General features: G+C 62.1%; 25 protein-coding genes. 7 read left to right on the top strand and 18 right to left on the bottom strand.

The features are described from left to right. Nucleotides 1-162 precede the first annotated feature (162 nt). The 7 genes from PHF15_RS09825 (at nucleotide 163) to PHF15_RS09795 (ending at nucleotide 5,623) form a co-directional block, all read left to right on the top strand. Nucleotides 163-759 (top strand): MarC family protein, encoded by a 597-nt coding sequence (locus tag PHF15_RS09825; RefSeq protein ID WP_300120710.1) that lies wholly within the window; start codon nucleotides 163-165, stop codon nucleotides 757-759. A 34-nt stretch (nucleotides 760-793) separates the two neighbouring features. Continuing rightward, nucleotides 794-1,870: a DUF3108 domain-containing protein gene (locus tag PHF15_RS09820; protein ID WP_300120708.1), complete on the top strand. Its 1,077-nt coding sequence runs from the start codon at nucleotides 794-796 to the stop codon at nucleotides 1,868-1,870. 57 nt (nucleotides 1,871-1,927) lie between these two features. Then, nucleotides 1,928-2,236 (top strand): DUF3567 domain-containing protein, encoded by a 309-nt coding sequence (locus PHF15_RS09815; RefSeq protein WP_300120707.1) that lies wholly within the window; start codon nucleotides 1,928-1,930, stop codon nucleotides 2,234-2,236. A gap of 15 nt (nucleotides 2,237-2,251) precedes the next feature. Beyond that, nucleotides 2,252-2,863, top strand: a complete 612-nt coding sequence (locus tag PHF15_RS09810; RefSeq protein WP_300120705.1) for a LysE family translocator — start codon at nucleotides 2,252-2,254, stop codon at nucleotides 2,861-2,863. Nucleotides 2,864-2,893: 30 nt separating this feature from the next. Further along, the gene (locus PHF15_RS09805; RefSeq protein ID WP_300120703.1) at nucleotides 2,894-3,643 is read left to right on the top strand and encodes an aspartate/glutamate racemase family protein; all 750 of its coding nucleotides are present in this window, start codon (nucleotides 2,894-2,896) and stop codon (nucleotides 3,641-3,643) included. Further along, nucleotides 3,640-4,845: a PLP-dependent aminotransferase family protein gene (locus tag PHF15_RS09800; RefSeq protein WP_300120701.1), complete on the top strand. Its 1,206-nt coding sequence runs from the start codon at nucleotides 3,640-3,642 to the stop codon at nucleotides 4,843-4,845. Before PHF15_RS09805 ends, PHF15_RS09800 begins: the two co-directional genes overlap by 4 nt. Nucleotides 4,846-4,954: 109 nt before the next feature. Beyond that, complete coding sequence (locus tag PHF15_RS09795; protein WP_300120700.1) at nucleotides 4,955-5,623, top strand: histidine phosphatase family protein; 669 nt, start codon at nucleotides 4,955-4,957, stop codon at nucleotides 5,621-5,623. A 79-nt stretch (nucleotides 5,624-5,702) separates the two neighbouring features. On the opposite strand, the gene phaP is transcribed toward PHF15_RS09795, so the two are convergent. From phaP to PHF15_RS09705, 18 genes are all read right to left on the bottom strand, one after another. Then, entirely contained in the window at nucleotides 5,703-6,248 is a 546-nt protein-coding gene (phaP, locus tag PHF15_RS09790; protein WP_300120699.1) for a TIGR01841 family phasin, read from the bottom strand. Between the two features lie 172 nt (nucleotides 6,249-6,420). Beyond that, nucleotides 6,421-7,314: a DMT family transporter gene (locus PHF15_RS09785; RefSeq protein ID WP_300120697.1), complete on the bottom strand. Its 894-nt coding sequence runs from the start codon at nucleotides 7,312-7,314 to the stop codon at nucleotides 6,421-6,423. Nucleotides 7,315-7,350: 36 nt separating this feature from the next. Further along, complete coding sequence (locus PHF15_RS09780; protein WP_300120695.1) at nucleotides 7,351-8,196, bottom strand: creatininase family protein; 846 nt, start codon at nucleotides 8,194-8,196, stop codon at nucleotides 7,351-7,353. 51 nt (nucleotides 8,197-8,247) lie between these two features. Continuing rightward, the gene (locus tag PHF15_RS09775; RefSeq protein ID WP_300120693.1) at nucleotides 8,248-8,595 is read right to left on the bottom strand and encodes a zinc ribbon domain-containing protein YjdM; all 348 of its coding nucleotides are present in this window, start codon (nucleotides 8,593-8,595) and stop codon (nucleotides 8,248-8,250) included. A gap of 41 nt (nucleotides 8,596-8,636) precedes the next feature. Next, complete coding sequence (gene hisD, locus PHF15_RS09770; protein WP_300120691.1) at nucleotides 8,637-9,968, bottom strand: histidinol dehydrogenase; 1,332 nt, start codon at nucleotides 9,966-9,968, stop codon at nucleotides 8,637-8,639. A 16-nt stretch (nucleotides 9,969-9,984) separates the two neighbouring features. Continuing rightward, on the bottom strand, nucleotides 9,985-10,623 hold the full coding sequence (hisG, locus tag PHF15_RS09765) for an ATP phosphoribosyltransferase (RefSeq protein ID WP_300120690.1): 639 nt from the start codon (nucleotides 10,621-10,623) through the stop codon (nucleotides 9,985-9,987). Continuing rightward, nucleotides 10,620-11,897, bottom strand: a complete 1,278-nt coding sequence (murA, locus tag PHF15_RS09760) for a UDP-N-acetylglucosamine 1-carboxyvinyltransferase (protein WP_300120688.1) — start codon at nucleotides 11,895-11,897, stop codon at nucleotides 10,620-10,622. The genes hisG and murA overlap by 4 nt, the downstream gene beginning before the upstream one ends. Nucleotides 11,898-11,909: 12 nt before the next feature. After that, a complete protein-coding gene (locus PHF15_RS09755) occupies nucleotides 11,910-12,143 on the bottom strand; it encodes a BolA family protein (RefSeq protein WP_300120686.1) in 234 nt (77 codons plus the stop codon). 44 nt (nucleotides 12,144-12,187) lie between these two features. Next, a complete protein-coding gene (locus PHF15_RS09750; protein WP_300120684.1) occupies nucleotides 12,188-12,943 on the bottom strand; it encodes an ABC transporter permease in 756 nt (251 codons plus the stop codon). Next, on the bottom strand, nucleotides 12,940-13,881 hold the full coding sequence (locus PHF15_RS09745; RefSeq protein WP_300120682.1) for an ABC transporter ATP-binding protein: 942 nt from the start codon (nucleotides 13,879-13,881) through the stop codon (nucleotides 12,940-12,942). Before PHF15_RS09745 ends, PHF15_RS09750 begins: the two co-directional genes overlap by 4 nt. A 23-nt stretch (nucleotides 13,882-13,904) precedes the next feature. Then, entirely contained in the window at nucleotides 13,905-14,177 is a 273-nt protein-coding gene (locus tag PHF15_RS09740; RefSeq protein WP_300120680.1) for an STAS domain-containing protein, read from the bottom strand. Between the two features lie 16 nt (nucleotides 14,178-14,193). Next, complete coding sequence (locus tag PHF15_RS09735; protein WP_300120678.1) at nucleotides 14,194-14,859, bottom strand: phospholipid-binding protein MlaC; 666 nt, start codon at nucleotides 14,857-14,859, stop codon at nucleotides 14,194-14,196. A gap of 20 nt (nucleotides 14,860-14,879) precedes the next feature. After that, nucleotides 14,880-15,635: a VacJ family lipoprotein gene (locus tag PHF15_RS09730; protein WP_300120763.1), complete on the bottom strand. Its 756-nt coding sequence runs from the start codon at nucleotides 15,633-15,635 to the stop codon at nucleotides 14,880-14,882. Nucleotides 15,636-15,639: 4 nt separating this feature from the next. Continuing rightward, nucleotides 15,640-16,134 carry an outer membrane lipid asymmetry maintenance protein MlaD gene (gene mlaD / locus PHF15_RS09725; protein ID WP_300120676.1) on the bottom strand — a complete coding sequence of 165 codons (495 nt, stop codon included), beginning with the start codon at nucleotides 16,132-16,134 and terminating at the stop codon, nucleotides 15,640-15,642. Between the two features lie 77 nt (nucleotides 16,135-16,211). After that, nucleotides 16,212-16,994 (bottom strand): lipid asymmetry maintenance ABC transporter permease subunit MlaE, encoded by a 783-nt coding sequence (gene mlaE / locus PHF15_RS09720; RefSeq protein ID WP_300120674.1) that lies wholly within the window; start codon nucleotides 16,992-16,994, stop codon nucleotides 16,212-16,214. Further along, nucleotides 16,991-17,809, bottom strand: coding sequence for an ABC transporter ATP-binding protein (locus PHF15_RS09715; RefSeq protein ID WP_300120673.1), 819 nt, complete (start codon nucleotides 17,807-17,809; stop codon nucleotides 16,991-16,993). Before PHF15_RS09715 ends, mlaE begins: the two co-directional genes overlap by 4 nt. Nucleotides 17,810-17,898: 89 nt before the next feature. Further along, nucleotides 17,899-19,365 carry a glutamate synthase subunit beta gene (locus tag PHF15_RS09710; protein ID WP_300120671.1) on the bottom strand — a complete coding sequence of 489 codons (1,467 nt, stop codon included), beginning with the start codon at nucleotides 19,363-19,365 and terminating at the stop codon, nucleotides 17,899-17,901. A 35-nt stretch (nucleotides 19,366-19,400) separates the two neighbouring features. Then, nucleotides 19,401-24,134, bottom strand: a complete 4,734-nt coding sequence (locus PHF15_RS09705; protein WP_300120669.1) for a glutamate synthase-related protein — start codon at nucleotides 24,132-24,134, stop codon at nucleotides 19,401-19,403. Nucleotides 24,135-24,158 lie beyond the last annotated feature (24 nt).

Below are 24,158 nucleotides of genomic sequence, written 5' to 3'. Positions count from 1 at the left end.
CACGGCGACCTTGCCCGCCGCTTGCATTCCTGAGCTTGATCCGCCCTTTGAAATCTTGATTTCGAGGGCGCTTCAACATCTTCGGGCGGGACCAAGAGCTGATCGAATAGGAACTGCCATAAGCCTGCTATCCTGTTGCCATCAACAGTTTTACTCAAGCGCATGCAGTACACCTTTGTTTCAGCCACCATTTTGCTGATCCTGATCACCGATCCGATCGGCAATATCCCGATTTTTGCCAACGCCCTCAAGCACGTGGCACCCGAGCGGCGCGCGCGTGTCATCCTGCGCGAAGTGCTGATTGCCTTTTTGCTGCTGCTGACCTTCATGTTCATTGGCGGGGGCTTTTTGCGCGTGATGAACCTGAGCGAGTTGTCGCTGCAGATTGGCGGCGGCGTGATTTTGTTTTTGATCGCGCTGCGCATGATTTTTCCGCCGCCCAAGGTGGAGGCGGACGAACGCTTGGGCGAGCCACTGATCGTGCCCCTGGCCATTCCGGCCATTGCCGGACCGTCGGCGCTGGCCACGGTGCTGCTGCTGGTGTCGCAAGCGCCGGAGAAGCGGCTTGAATGGATCGCCGCGCTGTGCGTCACCATGAGCGTGAGTGCCGTGGTGCTGGTGCTGGCAGAGCGCATCCAGCGCGTGGCTGGTGACCGTTTTGTGGTGGCGCTGGAGCGCCTGATGGGCCTGGTGCTGGTGGCGGTGTCGATCGAGATGCTGCTGCGCGGCATCAAAACCTTTATCCAGCAAGTGGCTTGAGTCTGGCGTCCCAGCGCAAGCCCAAGTTGACGCCATGACCCTGAAAACCTGGCTGTCCCTGACGCTGGTGGTGTCGCTGGCGCACCTGGCGCTGCTGCAAACAATGCCTTTGAGCCTGAACATGGCGCACAACGAGGCCACCTCGCGCTTTGTTACCCGCACGCTTGTATTGCCAGACGCGACGCCGCCGCCCCCCAAGGGCGTGACGGCCACACCAGCCCTGCCCAAAACCAAGCCCAAACCAGCTCAACGAACGGCACCAAGACTCGCACACCAGTCGGTCACAGCCCCATTGCCCGGCACCCCGGCAGACAGTGCGGTGCCAATCGCTGCCGTCAGTATTCCTGCCACGGAGGCTGCGCCCGACAACGCATCAGCCTCGTTGAGAGTTGTTGCCATGGCCAGCGCGCCGTCAGCGCCAGCACCTCAACCCGGGGCGGCGTCACCCGCGCGTGCAGCCGCTTTCAATGCCCAGTCTTTACCGGGCTCTGTCAAGCTGGTGTACCGGGTGGAGTCCAACAAATTCCCCTACAGATTGCAAACCGAGTTGCTGTGGCAGCAGCACGACCAGACCTATCAGGCGCGCATGAGTTTCGGCGCTTTTGGCCTGGCGCGCGTGCAGTCCAGCCGTGGGCGGATCGATGAGCATGGTCTGGCGCCTGATCGTTTCTCCGATAAATTCCGCAGCGAAGTGGCCGCCCACTTCAATCGTCAGCTGGGCGTGGTGACCTTCAGCGCGAACACGCCCAACCTGCCGCTGCAGCCCGGTGCCCAGGACCGCCTGAGCGTGCTGTTGCAGCTGGCGGCACTGGTCGCCAGCGCGCCGCGAAGTTTTGCCCCCGGCACCACGCTGAGCATTCAAACCATTGGTCCGCGTGATGGCGAACAGTGGTCGTTTACATTTGGCGACATTGAATCGCTGGAATTGCCGGGCGGGCAGCAGCGGGGACTCAAATTGGTTCGTCAGCCACGCCACCCTTACGACCAAACCATCGAAGTGTGGCTGGCTCCCGACTTGAGTTTTCTGCCCGCGCGCATCCGCATCACCGAAACCAACGGCGATTTTGTGGATCAAAAATGGCAGGCCTCCGAGGCCGCTGACAGCCCTTGAAATCCCTCGATTCGCAACCAAGTTCAAGGCCAATTGGATTCATGGATAATTTGACGCATGCACACGCTCTACGATTCTGAGACTTATTCGGTCACCCACATGTTGGCCAATGCCGTCACGGCCGAAGTTCAGCCCGATGACATGAAAGCTGGCGAGCAGTTGCTGATCGTGCCGCAACTGGTGCGCCATGGCTTCGAGATTGTGGACAAGCGCGCCAACAAAGAGGTTTACCTCGATGGTTCCTGGGCCGAGTTGTTCCAGCAGCAAATCTCTGCCTGGCAGACCAAAACACCGACCCAGGAAGAAGTGGAAGACACCCTGGAGCAATACGCCGAGTTGGCGCAAAACCCGGTCGTGGTGCACTGACGCACTGAGCCAGTCATGAGCAGCGCCGAGATCACAGCGCTGTTGCTGCTATGCACGGCTGTGAGCTTCACACCCGGCCCCAACACCACCATCTCCACCGCGCTGGCGGCCAACTTCGGCCTGCGCCGGGCCATGCGGTTTGTGCTGGCTGTGCCGGTTGGTTGGGGCTTGCTGCTGGGCCTGTGCACCAGTGGCGTGGGTGCGCTGGTGGTGAGCCTGCCGCCGCTGCGCCTCGCAGTCCAAGCCACCGGTGTGGCCTACCTGTTATGGCTGGCCTGGAAGTTGATGCAGCCGCACAAGCTGGCACAGGCCGATGCCAGCCAGCTCGACGTGACTTTCTGGCAGGGCGTAATGCTGCAGTTCCTCAACATCAAGGCCTGGATGCTGGCCCTCACCGTCGTGGCCGGCTGGCTGGCCGGGCGCGCCGACCTGTGGCCGCGTTTTGCCGTGGTGCTGCCCCTGCTGCTGGCTTTTGCCCTGGCCAGCAACCTGAGCTACGCACTGGTCGGCACGTTGTTGCGCCAATGGCTGGCCGACCCACAGCACGGCGGTCGGCGCCTGCGCTGGTTCAACCGCAGCATGGGCACTGTGTTGGTGGCCACAGCGCTGTGGATGGCGACGGTCTAGGCCGACCGTAAAAGGCAAAGGAGAACACTCATGACAACCCCTGGCTTGAAAACCCTGGGCCTGATCGGCGGCATGAGTTGGGAGTCCACCGTGCCCTACTACCGCGAGATCAATGAAACCGTCAAGGCCCGATTGGGCGGACTGCATTCCGCCAGGATTATTTTGTACAGCGTGGACTTTGCAGAAATTGAGGAGTTGCAAGCCGGCGGCCAGTGGCAGGCCGCCGGTGCCCTGCTGGCCGAAGTCGCGCAAAAGCTCGAAGGCGCGGGTGCCGACGCGCTGGTACTGTGCACCAACACCATGCACAAGGTGGCAGAGGCCATTTCAGCCGCGGTGAACATCCCGCTGCTCCACATTGCCGACCCGACCGCACTGGCCATCCGGCAAGCGGGCTACACCACCGTGGGCTTGCTGGGCACCCGTTTCACCATGGAACAGGACTTTTACCGCAGCCGCCTGGAACAAGGCCACGGTTTGACGGTACTGACACCGCCCGTGGCCGACCGTGAACGGGTGCACCAGATCATTTACCAGGAGCTGTGCCTGGGCCAGGTACGCGATGCCTCGCGCCTGGCCTACTTGCGGGTAATCGCCGACCTTGGCACACGCGGCGCACAAGCCATCATTCTGGGATGCACCGAAATCGCCATGCTGATTCAGCCTGAAAGCTGTTCCTTGCCCCTTTTCGACACCACAGCCTTGCACGCCAGCAGCGCCGCACACTGGGCCCTTTCAGAGCCCTCTTCCTTTGTTTTCGAAACTTCAAAAAGATCTTCATGACCACCCCTACTTCCTCCTGGCATCTGGCGCGCCGCGCCGCGCGCATGAACCCCTCGGTCATCCGCGAAATCCTGAAGGTCACCGAAAAGCCGGGCATCATCAGTTTTGCCGGCGGCCTGCCCTCCAGCAAAACTTTTCCGGTGGCCGAGTTCGAGTCCGCCTGCGCCAAAGTGCTCAAGGATGACCCTGCCGGTGCCCTGCAGTACGCCGCCAGCGAGGGCTTCGGGCCGCTGCGCGACATGGTGGCCGACATGCTGCCCTGGAACGTCGACCCGGCGCAAGTGCTGATCACCACCGGCTCACAGCAGGGGCTGGACCTGGTGGCCAAAGTCTTGATCGATGCGGACAGCAAGATCCTGGTGGAGTCACCCACCTACCTCGGCGCGGTCATGGCCTTCATCCCGATGGAGCCCAGGTTGGTGAGCGTGGCCAGTGACGAACACGGCGTGGACATCGCTGACCTGTCGCAAAAAGCCGACAATGCCCGTTTTCTTTACGTGCTGCCCAATTTTCAAAACCCCACGGGCAACACCCTATCCGAGAGCCGCCGCGCCGCGCTCAGCGCACTGGCAAGCCAACGCGGCTTGCCGCTGATTGAAGACAACCCTTACGGCGACCTGTGGTTCGATGCGCCACCACCCGCGCCCTTGACGGCGCGCAACCCGGAGGGCTGCATTTATCTGGGATCGTTCTCAAAGGTGCTGGCACCGGGCCTGCGCCTGGGCTTTGTGGTGGCCCCGAAAGCGGTTTACCCCAAACTCCTGCAAGCCAAGCAGGCCGCCGACCTGCACAGCCCCGGTTTCAACCAGCGCATGATTGCAGAGGTCATGAAAGACGGCTTTTTGGAGCGCCACGTGCCCACCATTCGCGCGCTGTACAAAGCCCAGCGCGATGCCATGCTGGCGGCCCTGGCACATGAAATGCCAGCAGGCGATGCAGACAATACCCTGACTTGGAACTCGCCCGCGGGCGGCATGTTCCTGTGGGCGCGCCTGCCCAAGGGCATGCGCGCGGTTGATCTGCTGCCCTTTGCCGTTGAACAAGGTGTGGCCTTTGTGCCAGGCGCGCCGTTTTACGCCGACCATGGCGACGAGCGCACCCTGCGCCTGTCGTTTGTCACCCCCAGCGTGGACGAGATTCACCGCGGCGTGGCAGCGCTGGCCGTGGCGCTGAAGATATATGCCGCCAGCCTGCAGGCCTGATGCCATGAAAAAACAACCGGTAGCCTGCTGCGCCAGTGCGCGTCCAACCCCTGCCCACGTATCGCGCTGGTGACAAATGCACCCAGCCAATATCGCTTAAATTCAGGACATGGGCATTCTTTACCTGGTCCGCCACGCACAAGCCTCGTTTGGCGCCGCAGATTACGATCAATTGAGCGACTTGGGCCGGCGCCAAAGTGTTCAACTGGGGCGCCACTTTGCCAGCAAAGGCATGACCTTTGATGTGATTCTGAGCGGAACACTGCGCCGCCATGCGCAAACCCTGAGCGGCATCAGCGAAGGGCTGGGTCTGCCCTTGCACGCTGTGCAGTGGCCCGGTCTGAACGAATACGACAGCGCCGCCGTGATTGCCGCCGTGCACCCCGGGCCGCTGGATCGCACACCCTCACCAGACAGCTACCGCCAGCACTTCCGGCTACTGCGCGCCGGCTTGCTGCAATGGATGCTGGGCAACACCCAGCCGCAAAGCATGCCGGTCTGGCAGACTTTTGGACAACAAGTGATTGAAGTGCTTGACCATGTGCGGCTGAGCCAGGCCGAGCGGGTCCTGCTGGTGTCCAGCGGTGGCCCGATTGCCAGCGCGATTGGTCATGTGCTGGGGACGCCACCCGAGGCCACGGTCGAACTCAATATGCGCTTGCGCAACACGGCAGTGTCCGAGTTTTCCTTTAGCGCCAAGCGCCACACCTTGCTGACTTACAACACCCTGCCCCACCTGGAGCAGCTCGATTTTGCTGAATGGGTGAGCTACGCCTGAGCAAACATCGGCATTCAATTCAATAGACCAAAAAAAACCACCCGAAGGTGGTTTTTCCAATGCCATGCGGCAGCGGGCTTCAGGCTTTCTTGCCAACGGTAGCAGCAGCGTTCAAGGCTTGCTCAGTCACCACAGCCATGTTGCTTTCAGCCATCGAAAGGGCTTGCTTGGCCGAGCTTTGTGCCGACTCAATGGCGTTCTGGCTGGAAGCCAGGGCGCTCTTGAGCACAGCCACAGCCGACTCGGTGCCAGCCGGTGCGTTCTTGGCCACGTTTTCAATCACTTGATTGAAAGCCTTCTGCGTTTCAGCAGCCTTGCCTTCAGCGGCTTTGGTGTATTCAGCGCCAGTTTCCACCGCGATGCCATACACGTGACGGCCGTAAGCGACCGACTTTTCGGCCAGGGGAGCCACCAGGCTGGTTTGGAGGGCAACAGCTTGTTGCAGGTCCTTGGCCGACAGCACAGATTTGGCGTGCTCGATGGATTCAGTCATCAGGGCCTTGGCGGCAGCCATGTTGAGTTCAACCAGCTTCTCGAAGCCAGAAAAAGTTTTGTTGGCAAGGGCCATCGTGGCGGCGAGGTTGGCTTTGTTGGTGGCGGTGATTTGGTCAGCGGTGATGTACATGGTGAGTTCCTTTGGGGTGAAATGAGGGATATAAAGCTGCCTCGAACAATTATGTTGCAGTGCAGCATGGGTTGAATTATAGGGAAAACCCGAAGTCTCGCAAGTCTTTTTTGTTGCAGTGCAACAAAAATGTTAGGGATTCACCTCTAACTGGCTCAATTCAGCGACAGGTTCAGCGCCACAAAAGTAGCGCAGTGCCAATCACGGTCAGTATGGCGCCCAGCCAGGCGCCCGGTGCCGGGGCGCGTTTGAGCTGCAGCCAGAGCAGCGGCAACACCAGAATGGGCGACACCGACGACAGGATGGCGACCATGCCCACATCACCTTGCTCCAGCGCCAGCAGCACCAGCGTCATGCCAATGCCCATGGCGATGAACCCGTTGAGAGCGGTTTGCGCCAGCACCCGCGCCGTGGGCGCCTGGGTTGCGCGCGCAGCCTGAAAACCCGCCAGCAACAACACCGCGTGGGCGGCGGTGGCTACCGTGACGCGCACCGCCGAAGCCATGATCGGGTCCACCTGCTGCGCCATCACCGGCTTGGCAATCAGCGAGCCCACTGCCTGGCACAGCGCCGCCAGCAGGGCCAGCGCCACGCCCACGCGCACTTGGCCATGGTCGGCTTCCCAGGCATGGGTTTCGTCCTTGTGGCGGCCCAGCACAATGGCCAGCATCACGCCGGCCAGGGTGAGCAGCCCGCCCAGCAGGGCTTGCAAGCTCAAACGCTCGCCCAGCAGGGCAAAGCCCAGAGCGGCGCTGAAGGCGGCATGGGTGGCGAACAGCACGCCGGCACGGCGTGGCCCGAGGCGGTTGATGGCAGAAAACAGCGCGGTGTCGCCAATAAAGATGCCGATCAGGCCGCTGACCGCCATGACACCCCAGGAGTGGCCGTCGAAGCTGTGCCAGTTGCCCTGCACGGCCACCACCGCCCACAGCATCACGGCCACCATGGCCATGCGCCAGCGGGTGAAGGCAAAGGCGCCCAGATGTCGCGACGGTGTGACCGACATCACGCTGCCCAGCGCCCAGCAGGCCGCCGCGCCCAGGGCAAACAGGTCGTAGGGGTTCATGGCCAGCGCTCAGACCGTCTTTGGCAGACGCATGGTTCAGGGCAATCTGGGATTCGCCACCAGCGTATCGGGCGGCAAGCGATCAATTTCAGCCAATAGCCGTGCCAGCGCCCAGCCTGCGGCGTTTACCACGGCATGGCCTTTTTCTGCCGAGGCGTTGGCCGCATTGCCCACCGCACCGGCCGGGTTGTAGTCCTGCGTTTGCCAGGCCAGCTTGGCGCTCTTGCCGTTGCCCAAAATGTCGAACTGCGTTGCACGCGCCTGCGCCTTTGATGCAAAGTTTTGCGCCTGGCGCATGTCCACACGGGCAGGGTCGAGCGCCAGCATCATCGAGCTCTCGATGTCGCCGCCGTGAATGCCAAAGCGGTGCTCCCCGGCGCTGAACAAGGCGTTGACATCCTGGCCCAGTTCGTCCGTCAAAGGCAGATTGAACCAGCTCACGCCATAGACCAGCATGCCGAGCCGGGCTCGCAGGTCGCGCGCCACAAGATCCATCACACCGACGTTGCCACCGTGGCCATTGAACAGCACCAGTTTGGTGATGCCGGCAGCCGCCACCGATTCAGCGATGTCGGCCCACAGCCGCAGGATGGTCTCGTTCTTGAGGGTCAGCGTGCCGGCAAAGCGGGCATGTTCCGGGCTCAGGCCAATCGCCTGAGTGGGCAAAACCAGCGTCTGCAATTCAGCGGGCAGGTGCGTCAGCGCGGCGGCCACGATGCCATCGACCAGCACCGTGTCGACACTTAGCGGCAGGTGCGGCCCATGCTGCTCGGTCGCCGCCACCGGCAATACGGCGATGGTGCGCCCGACCTCACCGCTGGTGCGAAGGCGCGCAAAGTCGGCAGTCGTCCAGTCAGCCCAGAAGCGGGAAATGGTGGCCATGGTGTGGTTCCTGGTAAGCAGTTAGGTGGGCTGCGCGGCGGGCCATGAGACTCAGGCCTTTTTCATGAACTCCGCCTTGAGCATGAACGCGCCCTGGTCGGTTTTGCAGTCCACCTCGTGGTCGCCCGCGCCCTCGGGCAGGCGGATGCCCTTGATCTTGGTGCCCTTTTTGAGCACGATGGACGAGCCCTTGACCTTGAGGTCCTTGATCAGGATCACGGTGTCGCCATCGGCCAGCGGGTTGCCGTTGGCGTCCTTGACCGGGCCACTCGCCTCTTCGCCAGCCTCGGATGTGGCCACCTTGGGCCACTCGAAACCGCAGTCCGGACAGACAAAGTTGTCGCCGTCGGGGTAGGTATTTTCAAGGGTGCATTGGGGACAGGCAGGTAAATTGGACATGGTCATCAGGTAGGAAGGCTAAAAATGGAAACAGGCGGAAATCAAGACGTGCTTTGACTTTTCAAGCGCATCTCCGCCGCCCGCGCATGGGCTTGCAGGCCTTCACCGTGCGCCAGGATGGAGGCGATTTGACCCAGGGTCTGGGCACCGGCTTCACTGACTTCGATCAGGCTGCTGCGCTTTTGAAAATCGTAAACACCCAGCGGCGATGAAAACCGCGCTGTGCCGCTGGTGGGCAGCACGTGGTTGGGGCCGGCGCAGTAGTCGCCCAGCGACTCGCTGGTGTAGGCGCCCAGAAAAATGGCGCCGGCGTGTTTCAGTAGCGGCTCCCAGCGGTGCGGGTCACGGCTACTCACCTCCAGGTGTTCCGGCGCAATCCGGTTGCTGATGCCGCAGGCTTCTTCCATGCTGCGGGTCAAAATCAACGCACCGCGGCCGTTGAGCGACTTGGCGATGATCTCGCGCCTTGGCATCTCGGGCAGCAGCCGGTCGATGCTCATCTGCACCTGATCGATGTAGGCCGCGTCGGGGCACAACAAAATGCTTTGCGCCAATTCGTCGTGCTCGGCCTGGCTGAACAGATCCATCGCCACCCAGTCGGGCGGCGTGGAGCCGTCGGCGAGCACCAGAATCTCGCTCGGGCCGGCGATCATGTCGATACCCACAGTGCCAAACACCCGTCGCTTGGCAGCGGCCACGTAGGCATTGCCGGGGCCGGTGATCTTGTCAACCGTCGGAATCGTCTCAGAACCATAGGCGAGCGCGGCCACCGCCTGGGCGCCGCCAATGGTGAAGGCGCGGGACACACCGGCCACATAGGCAGCCGCCAGCACCAGGGCATTTTTCTCGCCTTTGGGCGTGGGCACCACCATGATGATCTCGGTCACACCGGCCACGTGCGCGGGAATGGCGTTCATCAGCACGCTGCTCGGGTAAGCGGCCTTGCCGCCTGGCACGTAAATCCCGACACGGTCCAGCGGCGTGACTTTTTGTCCCAGTAAGGTACCGTCTTCATCACGGTAGCTCCAGCTTTCACCATTGGCTTTGCGCTGGGCTTCGTGGTAACTGCGCACACGGGCGGTAGCGGCTTGCAGGGCTTCACGCTGCACCATCGGCAGGGCATCGAAGGCGAGCTTGAGCTCGGCCTGGGTCAGTTCCAGCTCGGCCATACTGGCAGCCTGCAAGCCGTCGAAGCGGGCGGTGTAGTCGAGCACGGCGGCGTCGCCTCGCAGTTGCACATCGCGCAGAATGTCAGCCACGCGCTGCTCGATGCCGGCATCGGTTTCGGCCGACCAATGCAGGCGCGCCTTGAATTCAGCCTCGAAGCTGTTGCTTGCGGTGGAAAGGCGGGCGGGCTTGGCAAGGGGTGACATGGCATTCATTCCAGGTTTATTTACCGATGGCCAAGGCAAACGCATCAATGATGCGGCGAATGGGGGCCTGCTTGAGCTTGAGCGCGGCCTGGTTTACCACCAGGCGCGAGCTGATGTCCATAATGTGCTCGACCTCCACCAGGTGATTGGCCTTGAGCGTGTTGCCGGAGGACACCAGATCGACAATGGCATCGGCCATGCCCACCAGGGGCGCGAGCTCCATGCTGCCATAGAGCTTGATCAAATCGACGTGCACGCCTTTGGACGCAAAAAAATCGCGCGAAATCGCCACGTATTTGGTGGCCACGGTCAGGCGCGAGCCTTTCTTGATGGCCGTGGCGTAGTCGAAGTCGGAGCGCACCGCCACGCTGATGCGGCACTTGGCGATTTGCAGGTCCAGCGGCTGGTAAAGGCCCTGGCTGCCGTGCTCCAGCAAGGTGTCCTTGCCGGTAATGCCGAGGTCGGCACCACCGTATTGCACATAGGTGGGCACGTCGGTGGCGCGCACCACCAGAACCCGCACGTCGGGCTGGTTCGTCGTCAAAATGAGCTTGCGCGAGGTTTCCGGGTCTTCCAGCACCGCGATACCGGCCGCCTTGAGCAGCGGCAGGGTTTCCTCGAAGATGCGACCTTTGGACAGGGCCAGGGTAATCATGATTTCACTCTTTCTATGTCGGCACCCAAGGCGCGCAGCTTGGCTTCCATCTGGTCGTAGCCGCGGTCCAGGTGGTAAATGCGGTCCACCCGTGTCTCGCCCTCTGCCACCAGCCCGGCAATGACGAGGCTGGCCGAAGCGCGCAAGTCGGTCGCCATCACGGTGGCACCCGACAAGGCGCGCACCCCTTCCACCATGGACACCTTGCCATCGATCTGGATGTTGGCGCCGAGGCGCACCAGTTCGTTGACGTGCATGAAGCGGTTCTCGAAAATGGTCTCGGTCACCAGCGCCGTGCCTTGCGCCACTGCATTGAGCGCCATGAACTGGGCCTGCATGTCGGTCGGGAAGCCCGGGTATTCGGTGGTGCGAAAGCTTTGCGCCTTGAGCTGCCGGGCACCGCCGGACTGAACACGGATGCCATCTGACACCTTGGTGATGGTCACCCCGGCATCGCGCAGTTTTTCCACCACTGCTTCCAAGTGCTCAATACGGCCATGCTGCGCCACCACATCACCGCCGGCAGCGGCCACGGCGCATAAAAAGGTGCCGGTCTCAATGCGGTCGGCCACCACCTGATGCGTGCAGCCATGCAACTGCTCTACACCCTGGATGCGAATGCGGCTGCTGCCGTGGCCCTCGATGCGCGCCCCCATCTGGATCAGCATTTCGGCCAAGTCAGGAATCTCGGGCTCCTGGGCGGCGTTTTCCAGAATGGTTTCACCCTCGGCCAGGGCCGCGGCCATCATGAAGTTTTCGGTGCCGGTGACCGTGACCATGTCGGTCGCAATGCGCGCACCCTTGAGCCGCGTGCGCCCTGCGGCCAGCCTGGCCACCATGTAGCCATGTTCGACGGCAATCTCGGCGCCCATGGCGGTGAGGCCCTTGATGTGCTGATCGACCGGGCGCGAGCCGATGGCGCAGCCTCCGGGCAGCGACACGCGGGCGTGCCCGAAGCGCGCCAGCAACGGCCCCAGCACCAGCACCGAGGCGCGCATGGTCTTGACCAGCTCGTAGGGGGCTTCTGGCGTGATGGGCCCGGCGGCAGAGAAGCTCATGCCACCGCGCTCGCCGTGGGTCTGGGTCTGCACCCCCATGTGACCGAGCAGCTTGCGCATGGTCGCCACGTCCTGCAGCCGCGGCACGTTGATCAGATTGACCAGCTCAGGTGTCAGCAGGGTTGCGCAAAGCTCGGGCAAAGCGGCATTTTTCGCCCCCGAGATGGTGACCGTGCCGTTGAGCTGGCGGCCACCGCGAATCAGTAATTTATCCATGTATCAGACCGGTTACGCTGCCCATTCGGCAGGGGTGAAGGTTTTCATCGACAGCGCGTGAATTTCATCGGTTTTCATTCTGTTGCCCAAGGTTGCATAGACCCGTTGGTGCCGCGCAATGGCGCGTTTGCCTTCAAATTCGGGCGAGACGACGGTGGCATACCAATGGCGGCCATCGCCTTCGAGCGTGAGATGGTCACAGGCCAGACCGGCGGCAATGAGTTGTTTGATTTGATCAGCGTTCATAGTCACTTTCTTGAATTCTTCAAATTGTCGTCATTGCGGAACCATCAGTGACGGATTTTGTAACCCATGCGCAGCAGTTGCAGCGCCCACAGGCCGACCCCGGCAGTGGCGCTGGCCACGATAGCAAGGCTGAGCCAGGGCGAGACGTCGCTGGTGCCGAAAAAGCCATAGCGAAAGCCGTCGATCATGTAGAAGAACGGATTGAAATGGCTCACGGTTTGCCAAAACGGCGGTAACGAATGAATGGAGTAAAAGACCCCGCTCAAGAACGTCATGGGCATCACGGCAAAATTCTGGAATGCCGCCATGTGGTCGAATTTTTCGGACCACAAACCGGCCACCACGCCCAGGGCGCCCATCAGCGCCGCGCCCAGCACGGCAAACAGCAACGCCCACAGCGGTTGCGCAATGGGTAGCACTGCAAACAGCAGGGCGACCGCCAGCACGCCCGCGCCCACCACCAGGCCACGCACCACGGCCGCGCCGACATAGGCCACAAACCAATGCCAGGGTGACAAGGGGGTGAGCAGCAAAAACACCAGGTTGCCCATCACCTTGCTGGCAATCAGGGACGACGAACTGTTGGCAAAGGCGTTTTGTAAAAGGCTCATCATGGCCAGCCCCGGCACCAGAAAGGCGGTGTAGCTGACATCGTCATACACCTTGACGTGCGACTCCAGCGCCTGGCCAAAGACCAGCAAATACAGCATCGCCGTGAGAATGGGGCCGGTGATGGTTTGCGCGGCCACCCGCCAGAAGCGCAGCACCTCCTTGTAAAGCAGCATTTGCCAGCCGGTCATGCGGGACTCCGGTCATCGCGCCCGGGATGCTGCTGCATCACTTTCAAGAACACGTCTTCGAGGTCGGGGCGGCGAATCTCGATGTCTTGCACCTGCAGGCCTGCCTGGCGGATTTGCGCCAGGTACTGCTCGACGGCAGCCGCGTCTTTGGCGGGCAATTGCACCACGCGCCCAGTGACGCGCGCCAGGCGGGCCAGTTCAGGGGGCAGGTTGCCATCGACGGTGCAGCGCAACACATTGCCGGAGGCCGCGCTGAGCAGCGCGCTGGTGCTGTCGAGCGCCACCACCTTGCCGGTTTTCAGCATGGCAATGCGGCCGCACAGGGCTTCGGCCTCTTCGAGGTAGTGCGTTGTCAACAAGACGGTGTGCCCCTGTTTGTTGAGCTTGTCGATAAATTGCCACAGGGTCTGGCGCAACTCCACATCGACCCCGGCGGTGGGCTCGTCAAGCACGATCACTGGCGGCTTGTGCACCAGCGCCAAGGCCACCAGCACCCGTCGCTTCATGCCGCCCGAGAGCGCGCGCATGTTGGCGTTGGCCTTGTCGGTCAGACCCAGGTTGTCAAGCAACTCATCCACCCAGGCTTCGTTGTGCTTGACGCCGAAGTAGCCCGACTGGAACAGCAGCGCCTCGCGCACGTTGAAAAAGGGGTCGAACACCAGTTCCTGCGGCACCACCCCAAGGGCAAGGCGAGCGGCGGCGAAGTCGCTTTGCACGTCATGGCCCATCACACTGACGCGCCCGGAACTGGCTTGGGCCAGGCCCGCCAGAATGGTGATCAGGGTGGTTTTACCCGCGCCATTGGGGCCGAGCAGACCAAAAAACTCGCCCGCCTCGATGTCCAGGCTGACGTTGTCAAGCGCCAGAAACGTGCTGCCCTGCGGGTCGCGTGGAGAGGGGTAGCTTTTGGAAACCGACTGGAATGAGATGGCGGGCATGGGGCCGCTATTTTACCGGGGCATCAGGCTTGCGATGGCAGCAGTTCGGCAATGCCGTACAGATCGGCCAAATCGTGCAGACGCTGCGGCACACCTTGCAAAACCAATGTTTTACCGGTTTGCAAGGCGGCCCGGCGCAGTTCCAGCAACACGGCCAGCGCCGTGGAATCAAAACGCTGCAGGGCTGAGGCGTCCACGGCGACGCTAGCCGATGGCTCGGCGCGAACAGCGTCCAGCATCCCGGCCAGGGTCGCTGTGGCCGTATCGTGCAGCAAGGTTTGGGGCAGGCGCAGCATGTTGAGTACGGCAGTATTAGCCCTTGGCAGGCTTTTCTGTTTTGGCCGGCGCGGCCGCGTTGGATTTGTTGCGCTCGGTGAGCGTGACGATCAGGCCGTCGATGCCTTTGGCGTTGATTTCCTGGGCAAACTGGCTACGGTAGGTATCGACCAGCCAGACACCGAGTACATTGAGGTTATAGATTTTCCAGCCGGCACCGACACCCGGTGTTTTTTCCAGCCGGTAGTCCAATTGCACCGGGTCGCCTCGGCCCTTGATCAGGGTGCGCACAATCACCTCCTTGTCGTCTGCTGCGGCGCGCAAGGGTTTGACCGTGAAGCTCAGGTTTTTGGCCTGGCTCATGGCACCTGCGTAGGTGCGCACCAGCAGGGTCTTGAATTCGGCCTCCAGGCGCTTGCGCTGATCGGGCGTTGCCTGGCGCCAGCCGGGGCCGACCGCAGAAGCTGTCATGCGCTGAAAGTTCACATGGGGCATGACTTTTTCATCCACCAGCGCGACGATGCGCGCCACATCACCGGCCTGTACCGCCTTATCGGCCTGTATGGTGTCAAGCGCTTCCTTGGTCAGGCGCTCAATCAGCGCATCAGGCGCTTCGTCTGCGGCCTGGGCTGGCAGCGCCATCATCAGTGATGCGCTGGCTGCAAGGGCCAGCAGCCCTTGGTTGAATAAACGTCTGTTCATGGTTTTTGATCCCTAAAAAATTACTTGGCTGAGCTTTCTTCAACCGCAGGAGGCGAGCCGTTGTCATCCGGCGGATAGCCGTCGTACACATCATTGAGACGGCGCTGCAAAAAGGCATCGCGGGTAAATGTGTAAGGGTCCAGTGCCACTTGATCGAGCATTTTTGACGCATCGAGCAGGCGGGAACGCCGGTTCAGCAAACTCAGCGCGGTGAGCGAGTTGCGCGTGGAAACATCATTGACGCCAGAGACCAGATTGCCCTGTGCATCCACCGGTAACGCTGCGGTGTCGCGCACGGTTGACGGACCCATCAAGGGCAGCACCAGATAGGGCCCGGCGCCCACCCCCCAGTGACCCAGCGTCTGGCCGAAGTCTTCGGTGTGACGCTCGATCTGCATTTCGGAGGCGATGTCGAGCACGCCGCCCAGGCCCAGGAACGTGTTGACGCCAAATCGCGCCAGGCTGTCGCCGGCGGCTTCGCCCTTGAGTTGCAGGGCATTGTTCACGATCGACCAGGCATCCTGCAGGTTGGCAAAGAAATTGGTGACGCCGGTGCGCACCGGCGACGGCAACACATCGCGATACACCGTGGCCACCGGTTTGATCACGGCACGGTCCACCGCGTCATTGAACTGGTACATGCCCCGGTTGAATGGCTCCAGCGGATCGCGCGGATTGGCGGTGGGCCCGGTGGCACAGCCCGTGAGCAACACCAGGCTGATCACCATGCCGACGCGCAAAACGCCGTCGCGGCCTGGACGGCATTCTCGGTTCATCGTTTCATTTTTTTTCATTTGAGCTGCTCGCATCCACGTTACTGCCTTCTGCTGCCTTGCTGAACAAGAACTGGCTGATCAGGTTTTCCAGCACCACCGCCGACTGGGTGCTGGAGATGGTGTCCCCCGGGCCAAGGTTTTTGTCTTCGGCACCGGGCTCGATGCCCAGATACTGCTCGCCCAACAGCCCGCTGGTCAGGATTTTGAGAGAACTGTCCTTGGGGAACACATAGCGGTTCTCCAGTGCCAGCGTCACCACCGCCTGAAAAGATTTGTCGTCGAAGACGATGTTGTCCACCCGCCCCACCACGACGCCGGCACTGCGCACCGCTGCCTTGGGCTTGACGCCGCCCACATTGTCGAACTTGGCCTTGACCAGATAGGTTTTCTGAAAACTCAGGGTCAGCAAGTTGGCCGACTGCAGGGCCAGAAACAGAATGGCCACCGCGCCGATCAGCACAAACAGGCCGACCCAGACATCATTTTTTGAACGTTTCATAAAACTTCCTTTTAATCAGTTGGGGACAGAGCTTGTGCGCTTCGCGTCACTGCGGTCTTTCCCACAAGTTCTTTTCTTTAGATCGTGAACATCATCGCCGTCAGGATGAAATCCAGCCCCAGCACGGCGAGCGACGCGACCACCACGGTGCGCGTGGTGGCGCTGGCCACGCCTTCAGGCGTGGCTTGTGCCTCAAAGCCCTGCAGCAGCGCGACAAAGGTCACGGTAAACCCAAAAACAATGCTCTTGATGATGCCGTTGCCCACGTCCTGCCAGACATCGACACCGCCCTGGATCTGGCTCCAGAACGAGCCGGCATCAACGCCGATCATGAGCACGCCCACGACCCAGCCGCCGATGATGCCCATGGCGCTGAACACCGCCGCCAGCAGCGGCATGGTGATGACCCCGGCCCAAAAGCGCGGCGCCAGGATGCGCTGCACCGGGTCCACGGCCATCATTTCCATGACGCTGATCTGCTCGCCGGCCTTCATCAGGCCGATCTCGGCGGTCAGCGAGGTGCCGGCCCGCCCGGCAAAGAGCAGCGCGGTGACCACCGGTCCGAGTTCGCGCACCAGGCTCAGCGTGACCAGCAAGCCCAGCGCTTCGGACGAGCCGTAGCGCTGCAGGGTGTAGTAGCCCTGCAGGCCAAAGACAAAGCCGACGAACAGGCCCGACACCGCGATGATCGCCAGCGAGTAATTGCCCAAAAAGTGAATCTGGTCGCGAATCAGGCCAAAGCGCTTCAGGCTGCCCGGCAGGGTGGCGAGCAGGCGCACAAATAACCGGGCGCCCAAGCCCATGTCCGCCAGTTGGCGCCGGGTGGCCAAGCCGATATCGGCAGGTTTGTACCAGCTCATGCGTTTGCCTCCACACCAAAATCCTCGGTCATCGACGGGCCCGGGTAATGAAAACGCACCGGCCCGTCCGACAGGGCATTGACATACTGATAGACCAGCGGGTCGCTGCTCTGGCGCACCTGCTCGGGCGTGCCCTGCATGGCAATTTTGCCGTTCGCCAGAATAATCACATGGTCGGAAATTGAAAAAGTTTGTTCCAGCTCATGCGAGACAAAAACGCTGGTCAGCCCCATCGCGTCATTGAGCTGGCGAATCAGCCGCGCTGCCGTGCCGAGCGAGATCGGGTCGAGACCGGAAAACGGCTCGTCGTACATGACAAGTTCAGGGTCGAGCGCAATGGCGCGCGCCAGCGCGATGCGCCGCGCCATGCCGCCCGACAAGTCGGCGGGCATCAGGTCATGCGCGCCGCGCAGGCCCACGGCGTTGAGCTTCATGAGCACGATGTCGCGAATCAGCGCCTCAGGCAAATCGGTGTGCTCGCGCAGCGGGAATGCCACGTTGTCGAACACCGACAGGTCGGCAAACAGCGCACCGAACTGAAACAGCATGCCCATGCGGCGTCGCGCGGCGTAAATTTGCGCCTGATTCATGGGCGTCACGTCCTGCCCGTCGAACAGCATCTGGCCGGACTGCGCCCGGTACTGGCCGCCCATCAGGCGCAGGATGGTGGTCTTGCCGCCGCCCGAGGCACCCATCAGCGCCGTCACCTTGCCGCGTGGGATCGACAGGGAAACGTCGTCCAGGATCACCCGCTCTCCATACCCGAAGGTGAGATGGCGTAATTCGACAAGCGCGTCTGATGAAGTTAGGGCCATAAATAAACAGAAAGGCCGGGAATGCCCGGCCTCGCCATCATAAGGGATTACACCTAAGAGTCTGTCGTGGCCGACGCTAAACCATTACATCAGCGCGGCAGATCGCTGAATCCCATCAGGAACTCATCGACCGCGCGGGCCGCCTGACGGCCTTCGCGGATGGCCCACACCACCAGGCTTTGGCCACGCCGCATGTCGCCGGCGGCAAACACCTTGGCCACATTGGTGGCGTAGCCGCCGGTGAACTCGGTACTGGCCCGGGCATTGCCACGGGCGTCTTTTTCCACACCGAAGGCATCGAGCACGGTGGCCACCGGATTCACAAAACCCATGGCCAGCAGCACCAGATCGGCCGGGTAAGTTTTCTCGGTGCCCGGGATTTCGACCATCTTGCCATCCTTGAGCTCGATGTGCACGGTTTTCAAACCCTTGACCTTGCCCTTTTCGCCGATGAATTCCCTGGTGGAAATGGCAAACTCGCGCACGCAGCCCTCGTCGTGGCTGGAGCTGGTGCGCAACTTCATGGGCCAGTAGGGCCAGGTCAGCGGCCGATTTTCCTCGACCGGGGGCTGGGGCATGACCTCGAACTGGGTCACGCTGACCGCGCCGTGGCGGTTGCTGGTTCCGACGCAGTCAGAGCCGGTGTCGCCGCCACCGATGACGATGACGTGTTTGCCGTCGGCGCGCAACTGGTTCTTGAGCTTGTCGCCGGCGTTGATCTTGTTTTGCTGCGGCAAAAACTCCATGGCGAAATGGACGCCGTCGAGCTCACGCCCGGGCACCGGCAAGTCGCGTGACTGCTCGGAGCCGCCAGTGAGCAGCACGGCGTCGTAATCCTGCTGCAGGAACGCCGGCGAAATCGTCTCTTTGGCCCAGTTGGTCACCTTACTGGCCTTGGGGATATCGCCCACCAGCACGCTGGTGCGAACAATCACGCCCTCAGCCTTGAGCTGCTCGACGCGCCGGTCGATGTGCGTTTTTTCCATCTTGAAGTCGGGAATGCCGTAGCGCAGCAGGCCGCCCAGGCGGTCGTTTTTCTCGAACAGGGTAACCTCATGGCCGACGCGCGCCAGCTGCTGCGCGGCCGCCAGCCCGGCCGGGCCCGAGCCGACGATGGCGACGCGTTTGCCGGTCTTGACCCTGGCGGGCTGGGGTGTGACCCAGCCGTGTTCCCAGGCGCGGTCGATGATGGCGTGCTCGATGCTCTTGATACCCACTGGCAACTGGTTGACGTTGAGTGTGCAGGCGGCTTCGCAGGGCGCCGGACAAATGCGGCCGGTGAACTCGGGAAAGTTGTTGGTGCTGTGTAGCACGTCGATGGCTTCTTTCCAGTCGCCGTGATAGACCAGATCATTGAAATCCGGAATGATGTTGTTGACCGGGCAGCCGTTGTTGCAAAACGGCGTGCCGCAGTCCATGCAGCGCGCCGCCTGCGTTGTGGCGGCCTGATCGTCGAGTCCGATGACGAACTCCTTGTAGTTTTTCAGGCGCTCGGGCACGGGCTTGTAGCCCTCTTCCAGGCGCTCATATTCCATGAAACCAGTTACTTTTCCCATGATATTTTTCCTGTTCGTCTGCCTGAGGAATTCACTTATTTAGCCGGGACGGCTTCTTTTTTGGTCGCCGCCTGCGCCCGGTCTGCCTTGGCTTGTGCGCCTTTTTTGGCATGGAGCTCGCCCAGAGCACGCTTGTACTCAATGGGGAAAACCTTGACAAATTTGGCGCGCGAGGTGTCCCAGTTGTCGAGCAACTCGCGGGCGCGCTTGCTGCCGGTCCAGCGATTGTGGTCGGCCAGCATTTGTTTAAGCTGGACTTCATCGCTCAGACCGCGGTGCCACAGGCTCTCGTCCATGGCCTCCTTCTGCTCGGCGGCAGTCAGCACTTTTTGCAGCGTCACCATGGCGTTGTTGCAGCGCTTGGCGAACTGGCCGTCTTCGTCATACACATAAGCGATGCCGCCGCTCATGCCGGCGGCAAAATTGCGCCCGGTCTTGCCCAGCACGGCCACGGTGCCGCCGGTCATGTATTCGCAGCCGTGGTCGCCGGTGCCTTCGACCACGGTGGTGGCACCCGACAGGCGCACCGCGAAGCGTTCGCCGGCCACGCCGCTAAAAAAAGCCTCGCCACTGGTGGCGCCAAACATCACGGTGTTGCCGACGATGGTGTTGCTGATGGCGTCGCCGCGGAAGTCGATGCTCGGGCGCACCACCACACGGCCGCCACTGAGGCCCTTGCCGGTGTAGTCGTTGGCGTCGCCGATCAGGTACAACGTGATGCCGTTGCAAAGGAAGGCGCCGAATGACTGGCCGCCGGTGCCCTCCAGCTGGATGCGGATCGTGTCGTCGGGCAAGCCCTCGGGGTGCACTTGCGTGACTGCTCCCGAAAGCATGGCCCCCACCGAGCGGTTCACGTTGCGCGCCATTTCCATGATCTTGACCTTTTCGCCGGTGTCGATGGCGCTACGGCACTTGGTGATCAGCACGTTGTCGAGCGACTTGTGCAGGCCGTGGTCCTGCGTCTCGAACTGGAAGCGCGGCACATCGGCGGGCACATCGGGTTGCGCGAACAGGCGGCTGAAGTCCAGGCCGCTGGCTTTCCAGTGCGCCAGCCCGGAGCGCTTGTCGAGCAAATCTGAGCGGCCGATCAGGTCGTCGAACTTGCGGATGCCCAGTTGCGCCATGATCTGGCGTGCCTCTTCGGCAATGAAGAAGAAATAGTTCACCACATGCTCTGGTTTGCCCGAGAATTTTTTGCGCAGCGCCGGGTCTTGCGTGGCAACGCCCACCGGGCAGGTGTTGAGGTGGCACTTGCGCATCATGATGCAGCCCTCCACCACCAGCGGCGCGGTGGCAAAGCCGAACTCGTCGGCACCCAGCAGCGCGCCCACCACCACGTCGCGGCCGGTCTTCATCTGGCCGTCGGCCTGCACGCGGATGCGGCTGCGCAGGCGGTTGAGCACCAGCGTTTGCTGGGTTTCGGCCAGGCCGATTTCCCACGGGCTGCCGGCGTGCTTGATGGACGACCAGGGCGAGGCGCCGGTGCCGCCGTCGTGGCCGGCGATCACCACGTGGTCGGCCTTGCATTTGGCAACGCCCGCGGCAATCGTGCCCACGCCGATCTCGCTCACCAGCTTGACGCTGATGCCGGCCTTGGGGGCGACGTTTTTCAGGTCGTGGATGAGCTGGGCCAGGTCTTCAATCGAATAAATGTCGTGGTGCGGCGGCGGCGAAATCAGGCCGACTCCAGGCACCGAGTGGCGCAGGCGGCCGATGTACTCGGACACCTTGCCGCCGGGCAGTTGGCCGCCCTCGCCCGGTTTGGCGCCTTGCGCCATCTTGATCTGGATCTGGTCGGCGCTGTTGAGGTATTCCGCCGTGACGCCGAAGCGCCCGGAAGCCACCTGCTTGATGCGCGAGCGCATCGAGTCGCCGTCCTGCAGCGTGTAGTCCACCTCGAACAGGTCCTTGCCGAGCAGCTCGGACATGGTTTGCCCCTGCTTGATCGGAATACCCTTGAGCTCGTTGCGGTAGCGCAGCGGGTCTTCGCCGCCCTCGCCGGTGTTGCTCTTGCCGCCGATGCGGTTCATGGCGACGGCCAGCGTGGCGTGGGCTTCGGTGGAAATGGAACCCAGCGACATGGCACCGGTGGCAAAACGCTTGACGATCTCCTTGGCCGGTTCGACCTCGTCGAGCGGGATTGCCTTGGCCGGGTCGATGCGGAACTCGAACAGGCCACGCAACGTCATGTGGCGCTTGTTCTGGTCGTTGATGATCTGCGCGTATTCCTTGTAGGTGTTCCAGTTGTTGGCGCGCGTGCTGTGCTGCAGCTTGGCAATGGCGTCGGGCGTCCACATGTGCTCCTCGCCTCGCGCGCGCCAGGCGTATTCGCCACCGGCATCGAGGCGGTTGGCCAGCACCGGGTCGGTGCCGTAAGCGGCCTTGTGCATGCGGATGGCTTCCTCGGCAATCTCGAACACGCCGATGCCCTCGACCCGGCTCGGCGTGCCGGTGAAGTACTGGTTGATGGTGGCGCTGGACAGGCCGATGGCCTCGAACAGCTGCGCGCCGCAATAGCTCATGTAGGTGCTCACGCCCATTTTGGACATGATCTTGGACAGACCCTTGCCGACCGCCTTGACGTAGTTGTAAATGGCCTTGTCGGCGTTCAGGTCGCCGGGCAGGTCTTTGCAGATGCTGGCCAGCGTTTCCATCGCCAGGTACGGGTGCACAGCCTCCGCGCCGTAGCCGGCCAGCACGGCGAAATGGTGCACTTCCCGCGCCGTGCCGGTCTCGACCACCAGCCCCGCGGTGGTGCGCAAGCCTTCGCGCACCAGATGCTGGTGGATGGCCGAGAGCGCCAGCAAGGCCGGAATCGCCACTTGGGTGGCGCTGATGGCGCGGTCGCTGATGATCAGGATGTTATTGCCGTCCTTGATGGCATCGACCGCCTCGGCGCACAGCGAGGCCAACTGGGCTTCGACCCCCTCATGGCCCCAGACCAGCGGGTAGGTGATGTCGAGCGTGTGGCTGTGAAACTTGCCGCGGGTGTATTTCTCGATGTCGCGCAACTTGGCCATGTCGGCAAAACCGAGCACCGGCTGGCTCACTTCGAGCCGCATCGGCGGATTGACCTGGTTGATGTCGAGCAAGTTGGGCTTGGGGCCGACAAACGACACCAGGCTCATCACGATGGCTTCGCGGATCGGGTCGATCGGCGGATTCGTCACCTGGGCGAACAACTGCTTGAAGTAGTTGTACAGCGGCTTGTTTTTGTCGCTCAAAACAGCCAGCGGGCTGTCGTTGCCCATCGAACCGAGGGCTTCTTCGCCGTTGGCGGCCATGGGCGCCATCAGGAACTTGATGTCTTCCTGGGAAAAGCCAAACGCCTGTTGCCGGTCCAGCAGGTTGCTCTCGGACTCGGCCGCGCTGGCGGGCTCGCCACCACCCTGCACGTCGTCGAGGCGGATGCGCAGGTTCTCGATCCACTGCTTGTAGGGCTTGCTGTTGGCCAGCCCGCTCTTGAGCTCATCGTCGTCGATCATGCGGCCCTGTTCCAGGTCGATCAGGAACATCTTGCCGGGCTGCAGGCGCCATTTGCGCACAATCTGGTTCTCGGGGAAGGGCAGCACGCCCGACTCGGACGCCATCACCACCAAGTCGTCGTCGGTGATGCAGTAGCGCGACGGGCGCAGGCCGTTGCGGTCGAGCGTGGCGCCTATCTGCCGGCCATCGGTAAACACGATGCTGGCCGGGCCGTCCCACGGCTCCATCATGGGCGCGTGGTACTCGTAAAACGCGCGGCGGCGCTCGCTCATGGCGGCGTTTTGCTCCCAGGGCTCGGGAATCATCATCATCACCGCCTGCGCCAGCGAGTAGCCGGCCATGGTCAGCAGTTCGAGGCAGTTGTCGAAGGTGGCGGTATCGGACTGGTCGGGAAAGCTGATGGGGTAAAGCTTTTGCAGGTCGGCGCCCAGCACCGGCGAGCTCATCACGCCTTCGCGCGCCTTCATCCAGTTGTAGTTGCCCTTGACGGTGTTGATTTCGCCGTTGTGCGCCACGTAGCGGTAGGGGTGCGCCAGCGGCCATTCGGGGAAGGTGTTGGTGGAAAAGCGCTGGTGCACCAGGCCCAGCGCCGAAATGCAGCGCGGGTCCTTCAAATCGAGGTAATAGGTGTCCACCTGGTGCGCCAGCAGCAAGCCCTTGTAGATCACGGTGCGGCTCGACATGCTGGGCACGTAATACTCTTTGCTGTGCTTGAGCTTGAGCGCCTGGATGTGCGCGCTGGCGGTCTTGCGGATCACATACAGCTTGCGCTCGAGCGCGTCCTGCACGATCACGTCATTGCCGCGGCCAATGAAGAGCTGACGCAGGATGGGCTCCTTGGCGCGCACCGTGGGCGACATCGGCATGTCGCGGTTGACCGGCACATCGCGCCAGCCCAGCAGCACCTGGCCTTCTATCTTGACGGCGCGCTCCAGTTCCTGCTCGCATGCCAGCCGACTGGCGTGCTCCTTGGGCAGGAAGATCATGCCAACGCCATACTCGCCGGGCGGCGGCAAGGTGACGCCCTGTGCGGCCATCTCTTCACGGTACAACGCGTCGGGCAACTGGATCAAAATGCCGGCGCCGTCGCCCATCAGCTTGTCGGCGCCCACGGCGCCCCGGTGGTCGAGGTTTTCGAGTATCTTGAGCGCATTCTTGACGATGTCATGCGACTTGACACCCTTGATGTGGGCCACAAAACCCACGCCGCAAGCATCGTGCTCATGCGCTGCTGAATACAAACCCTTGTCCTGGAGATGCTTGATCTCGGCTGCCGTCGTCATGGGGCGCGCTCCTGTAAATTTCAA

The sequence above is a fragment of the Rhodoferax sp. genome (assembly GCF_028689295.1).
Classification (GTDB): Bacteria; Pseudomonadota; Gammaproteobacteria; order Burkholderiales; family Burkholderiaceae_C; genus Rhodoferax.
Note: the sequence above shows the minus strand (reverse complement) of the source record. Positions and strands in the feature narration are given on the sequence as shown.